The organism is Leucobacter sp. M11, assembly GCF_035726885.1.
In the GTDB taxonomy this organism is placed as follows: Bacteria; Actinomycetota; Actinomycetes; order Actinomycetales; family Microbacteriaceae; genus JAPFRB01.
This window is the reverse complement of the sequence record NZ_JAPFRB010000003.1, coordinates 647,247-652,305: the sequence shown is the minus strand read 5'-3', so window position 1 is coordinate 652,305 and position 5,059 is coordinate 647,247. Positions and strand designations below refer to the sequence as shown.

Below are 5,059 nucleotides of genomic sequence, written 5' to 3'. Positions count from 1 at the left end.
TGGACAAGGGCTCCGTCACCGTGCAGGGCGTCTCCCTCACCGTGAGCGATCTGAGCGAGCCAGAGGCCCCCGAGCAGTGGTTCGAGGTGTCCCTGATCCCCGAGACCCTGACGGCCACGACGCTCGGCGCGCTCACCCCCGGCGACCGGGTCAACATCGAAACCGATGTGCTTGCCCGGCACGTCGCCCGGATGCTGCGCTTCGACGCCGCAGCGCCCACCCCGTCTTTCCCCACCATCACCGCAGAAGGAAACAACTGACATGAGCATTGCCGAGATCCCCGAGGTCATCGAAGCCATTAAGCAGGGTCGCCCGGTCATCGTCGCCGACGATGAGGGCCGCGAGAACGAGGGCGATGTCATCCTCTCCGGCGAACTCGCCACCCAGGAGTGGATGGCGTGGACCGTGAAGTACTCCTCCGGCCTCATCTGTGCCCCCATGACGAACGAAATCGCCGACCAGCTCGACCTGCCCATGATGGTCGAACGCAACGAGGACGTGCGGACCACGGCCTACACGGTCACCGTGGACGCGGCCTCCGGCGTCACCACCGGGATCAGCGCCGGGGACCGCGCCACCACGCTGCGCGCCCTGGCCAAGGCGGATGCGGTGCCGAGCGACGTCAACCGGCCCGGCCACATCCTGCCGCTGCGCGCCGTCGACGGCGGCGTTCGCGCCCGGGACGGGCACACCGAGGCCGCCGTGGAGCTGATGCGCCTCGCCGGGCTGCGCGAGGTCGCCGCAATCGGCGAGATCGTCGCGGAGGACGGCGAAATGATGCGCCTGCCCGGGCTCCTGGAGCTCGGCGAGCGCGACGGCATCCTCGTGACCACGATCGAGAAGCTGATCGAGTACCTCAACGAGCACGACCCGGACGGCTGCCCCGCCCCCGAGGACCGCCAGCACCGCAGCGTGAGCCTGCGCGCCGAGACCCGCGTGCCCACCACGCACGGCGAGCTGCGGATGCGCGCCTACCGCGACCGCCGGCAGGGCGTCGATCACGTTGCCCTGATCGGCGGCGACCCCGCCGCCCAGGGTGCCCTCGTCCGGGTGCACTCCGAGTGCATCACCGGGGAGGCCTTCGGCTCGCTCAAGTGCGAGTGCGGCCCGCAGCTCGACGCGGCCCTCGACCTGATCGCCGAGCAGGGTGGCCTCGTGATTTACATGCGCGGCCAGGAGGGGCGCGGCATCGGCCTCGCCAACAAGCTGCGCGCCTACCAGCTGCAGGAGCAGGGCGTTGACACGCTCGACGCGAACCTCCAGCTCGGCCTGCCCGCCGACGCCCGTGACTACCGCGCGGCCGCCGAGATCATCGCCGACCTGGGCCTCAGCCAGATCCGGCTGCTCACGAACAACCCCGACAAGGTGAGCCAGCTCACCCAGTACGGCGTCACCGTGGGCGAGCGGCTCCCCCTCGTGGTCGGGCGCTCAGAGGAAAACTCCGGGTACCTGGACACCAAGCGTGACAGGATGGGGCACGAGCTGCCGACCGAGGGCGTCGGCGCAGAAGGAGCACGATGAGCGGCGCAGGGTCCCCCACGCTCTCGATCGATGGCACCGGCCTCCGGGTCGCCATCATCGCGGGTAGCTGGCACGACGAGATCACGAACGGCATGATTGAGGCCGCCGAGGAGACGCTGCTCTCCGCGGGCGCCGAGCAGGTCCTGCTCCGCGTCCCCGGAGCCTTCGAGCTTCCCGTGACCGCGCAGACCGCGCTCGAGAACGGCTTCGACGCGGTGGTGTGCCTCGGCGTCATCATCCGAGGGGGCACCCCGCACTTCGAATACGTGTCCTCCGCGGCGACCGACGGGCTCACCCGGGTCGCGCTCGACACCGGGAAGCCGGTGGGCTTCGGGGTGCTGACCCTGGACAACGAGCAGCAGGGCCTGGACCGGGCCGGGCTGCCCGGGTCTACGGAGAGCAAGGGCCAGGAGGCCGCCGAGGCCGCCCTGGCCGCGGCCGTGCTGCTGCGCGAGCTCCGCGCCTAATGGCCCGCGGTCGAACTCGCGGGAAAGCCCAGGAGGGGCCCCGCGCCACATTCGGTGAGCTGTTGCCGTATCTCTTCGAGCAGAAGGGCATGCTGGGGTTCATTATCGTCCTGAGCGTGCTCGGGGCGGCCGCGTCCCTCGGCCAGCCCCTGCTCGTCGGGCAGGTCATCACCCGCGTGCAGGACGCCAGCCCGCTCGGCGTCCTGGTCTGGGCGCTCGTCGCGCTCGTCGTGATCAGCGCGCTGCTGACCGGGTTCCAGCACTATCTGCTGCAGCGGATGGGCGAGGGCGTCGTGCTCTCCAGCCGGCGCCGCCTCATCGAGCGGATCCTGCACCTGCCGATCAGCGAGTTCGACCGCCGCCGCACCGGGGACCTCGTCTCCCGGATCGGCTCCGACACGACGCTCCTGCGCGCCGTGCTCACCCAGGGCCTCGTCGAGGCGATCGGCGGGGTGCTCACCTTTGTCGGCGCGCTCATCGCGATGCTCATCATCGACCCCGTGCTCTTCGGGATTACCTTCGGCGTGATCCTCGTGGCCCTGGTCGCCGTGGTCCTGATGAGCGCCCGGATCCGGCCCGCAGTGCAGAAGTCGCAGGCAAAGGTCGGCGACCTCGCCGCCGCCGTCGAGCGCTCGATCTCCTCGGTGCGCACGATTCGCGCCGCCGGGGCGACCGAGCGCGAGGCCGAGGCAATCACGGGCGAGGCCACGGAGGCGTGGCGGCTCGGCGTGAAGGTCGCGAAGATCTCCGCGCTCATCGTCCCCGTCGCCGGGATCGCGATGCAGGCCTCGTTTCTCGTCGTGCTCGGACTCGGTGGGTACCGGGTCGCCACGGGCGCGATCGACATTGCGCAGCTGGTCACCTTCATCATCTTCCTGTTCATGATGATCATGCCGCTCGGGCAGGCCTTCGGCGCGATCAGCGCCGTGAACCAGGCCCTCGGCGCGCTCGGCCGCATCCAGGAGATCGCGACCCTGCCCACCGAGACCCAGGGCGACCGTGAGATCGCGCCGCTCGTCCGCCTCGACGAGGCCCGCGACGAGGACGCCCCGGCCATCGAGTTCGCCGACGTGGCCTTCGGCTATCGCTCGCTCGACCCGAAGACCGAGGAGGTCACCGAGACCGACGTGCTGCACGGCGTCAGCTTCGCGGTGTCCCGCGGCTCCCGGACCGCGCTCGTCGGCCCCTCCGGCGCGGGAAAGTCCACGATCCTCGGGCTCATCGAGCGCTTCTACGACCCGCAATCCGGCGTCGTCTCCCTGTTCGGGGTGGACCTTCGGGCGCTCGATCGGGCCGAGGCCCGCGCCCAGTTCGGCTACGTCGAGCAGGACGCCGCGGTGCTCGCGGGCACGATCCGCTCAAACCTGCTGCTGGCCAGCCCGGACGCGAGCGACGCGGACTGCGAGCGCGTGCTGCGCTCCGTGAACCTCGGCGGGGTGCTCGATCGGCACCCGAACGGCCTCGACGCCGAGGTCGGCGAGGACGGGATCATGCTCTCCGGCGGCGAGAAGCAGCGGCTCGCGATCGCGCGCGCCCTGCTCGCGGCCCCGCCGATCCTGCTCCTCGACGAGTCCACGGCCTCCCTGGACGGGGTCAACGAGCGCCTCATGCGCGAGGCGCTCGACTCGGTCGCCACGGGCCGCACGCTCATCGTGATCGCGCACCGCCTGTCTACCGTGGTCGACAGCGACCAGATCATCGTGTTGGAGTCCGGCCGCGTGATCGGCTCCGGCACCCACGCGGAGCTGGTCGAGTCCACCCCGCTCTACCGGGAGCTCGCGAAGCACCAGCTCCTCGTGGCGGAGGAACCCTCCGCGAGCTGACGAATTCCGCGTGGTCCCCCCCAAACCCACGCGGCAGTCGTCAGCTCACGGGGGTGGTCCCGGTGGGGGTTGGCACCCGGGCGAGGCTCGGGTCCGCGAGGCGCACCGGGTCCGCCGTCAAGCCGATCCCGACGCGCTCCCCCGGCGCGAAGGCCTCGTCGGCCGCGTGCTGCACCGCGGCGATCTCGCCGTCGTCGAACTCGACGACGGTGCGCCGGAGCGCACCGAGGAACCCGGAGGACCGCACCGTTGCGGTCGTCTCCGGCCGGGCGGAGGCTCCGCCCGGGCCCCCGACCGGTCCCCCCGGTCGGTCGGGGGCGGCTGTGCGGGCGTGAATGGTGAGGTGCTCCGGGCGCACGAGCGCCGTCACGGCCCCCGCGCCCGTCCCGGAGCCATCGGAACCCGGCAGCACCGGGAGCACGACGCCGCGTACCCGGACGCCGCCCGCGGTCGCGGTGCCCGCGAGCCGGTTGCTCAGGCCGATGAACTCGGCCACGAAGGCCGTCGCCGGACGCCGGTACAGCTCTTCTGGGGTGCCGAGCTGTTCGATGCGCCCCTCGCGCATCACGGCGACGCGGTCGGCGATCGCGAGCGCCTCCTCCTGATCGTGCGTGACGAACAGCGTCGTCATGCCCTGGTCGACCTGGATCTGCCGGATCTGCTCGCGGAGCCGCACCCGGACCTTCGCGTCGAGGGCCGAGAGCGGCTCGTCCAGGAGCAGGGCGCGCGGGCGGGTGACCAGCGCGCGGGCGAGCGCGACCCGCTGCTGTTGCCCGCCGGAGAGCTCGTGCGGGAGCCGGTCCGCGAGATGTCCGAGGCCGACCGTCTCCAGCGCCTCGGCGACGCGCGAGCGGCGCTCCGGGCTCGCCACCCGGCGCATCCGGAGGCCGAACTCCGTGTTCTCGGCCACGCTGAGGTGCGGGAAAAGCGAGTATGCCTGGAACACCATGCCCAAATCGCGTCGGTTCGTTGGCACGCGGGACACGTCTTCGCCGCCGATGAGCACGCGGCCACTCGTCGGGGCTTCGAGGCCGGCCAGGCAGCGCAGCGCGGTGGTCTTGCCGCAGCCGGAAGGGCCCAGCAGGGCGACGAGTTCCCCGGGCGCGAGCTCCAGGTCAAGGCCCCGGAGCACCGTGGTCTGCCCGTAGCGTTTCGTGACGGCATCCAGCCGCACCGGGGCGCCGGAGCGCCGGATCTCGGGGGAAGCCTGGTCGGGGGCGGCGTGGGTCACGAGTTCTGCTTTCTGCG

General features: G+C 71.7%; 4 protein-coding genes and 1 pseudogene. 4 read left to right on the top strand and 1 reads right to left on the bottom strand.

Translation table 11 applies throughout. From position 1 onward, the window contains the following. The 4 genes and pseudogenes from OOT08_RS11480 to OOT08_RS11465 all read left to right on the top strand — a co-directional run. Positions 1–260, top strand: a pseudogene (locus tag OOT08_RS11480) (riboflavin synthase); the annotation flags it as partial. A 1-nt stretch (position 261) separates the two neighbouring features. Continuing rightward, complete coding sequence (gene ribA / locus OOT08_RS11475; protein ID WP_325092761.1) at positions 262–1,521, top strand: GTP cyclohydrolase II; 1,260 nt, start codon at positions 262–264, stop codon at positions 1,519–1,521. Further along, a complete protein-coding gene (gene ribH, locus OOT08_RS11470; RefSeq protein WP_325092760.1) occupies positions 1,518–1,988 on the top strand; it encodes a 6,7-dimethyl-8-ribityllumazine synthase in 471 nt (156 codons plus the stop codon). Before ribA ends, ribH begins: the two co-directional genes overlap by 4 nt. Further along, positions 1,988–3,811 carry an ABC transporter ATP-binding protein gene (locus OOT08_RS11465; protein WP_325092759.1) on the top strand — a complete coding sequence of 608 codons (1,824 nt, stop codon included), beginning with the start codon at positions 1,988–1,990 and terminating at the stop codon, positions 3,809–3,811. Before ribH ends, OOT08_RS11465 begins: the two co-directional genes overlap by 1 nt. Positions 3,812–3,851: 40 nt before the next feature. Here the strand turns inward: OOT08_RS11465 and OOT08_RS11460 are convergent, their stop codons facing one another. Next, entirely contained in the window at positions 3,852–5,042 is a 1,191-nt protein-coding gene (locus tag OOT08_RS11460) for an ABC transporter ATP-binding protein (RefSeq protein WP_442916238.1), read from the bottom strand. Positions 5,043–5,059: the final 17 nt, after the last annotated feature.

Excerpts from the sequence above, each read along its gene's own strand:
- ribH (WP_325092760.1), top strand. The coding sequence starts at position 1,518 with ATGAGCGGCGCAGGGTCCCCCACGCTCTCGATCGATGGCACCGGCCTC.
- ribA (WP_325092761.1), top strand. The coding sequence starts at position 262 with ATGAGCATTGCCGAGATCCCCGAGGTCATCGAAGCCATTAAGCAGGGT.
- OOT08_RS11465 (WP_325092759.1), top strand. The coding sequence starts at position 1,988 with ATGGCCCGCGGTCGAACTCGCGGGAAAGCCCAGGAGGGGCCCCGCGCC.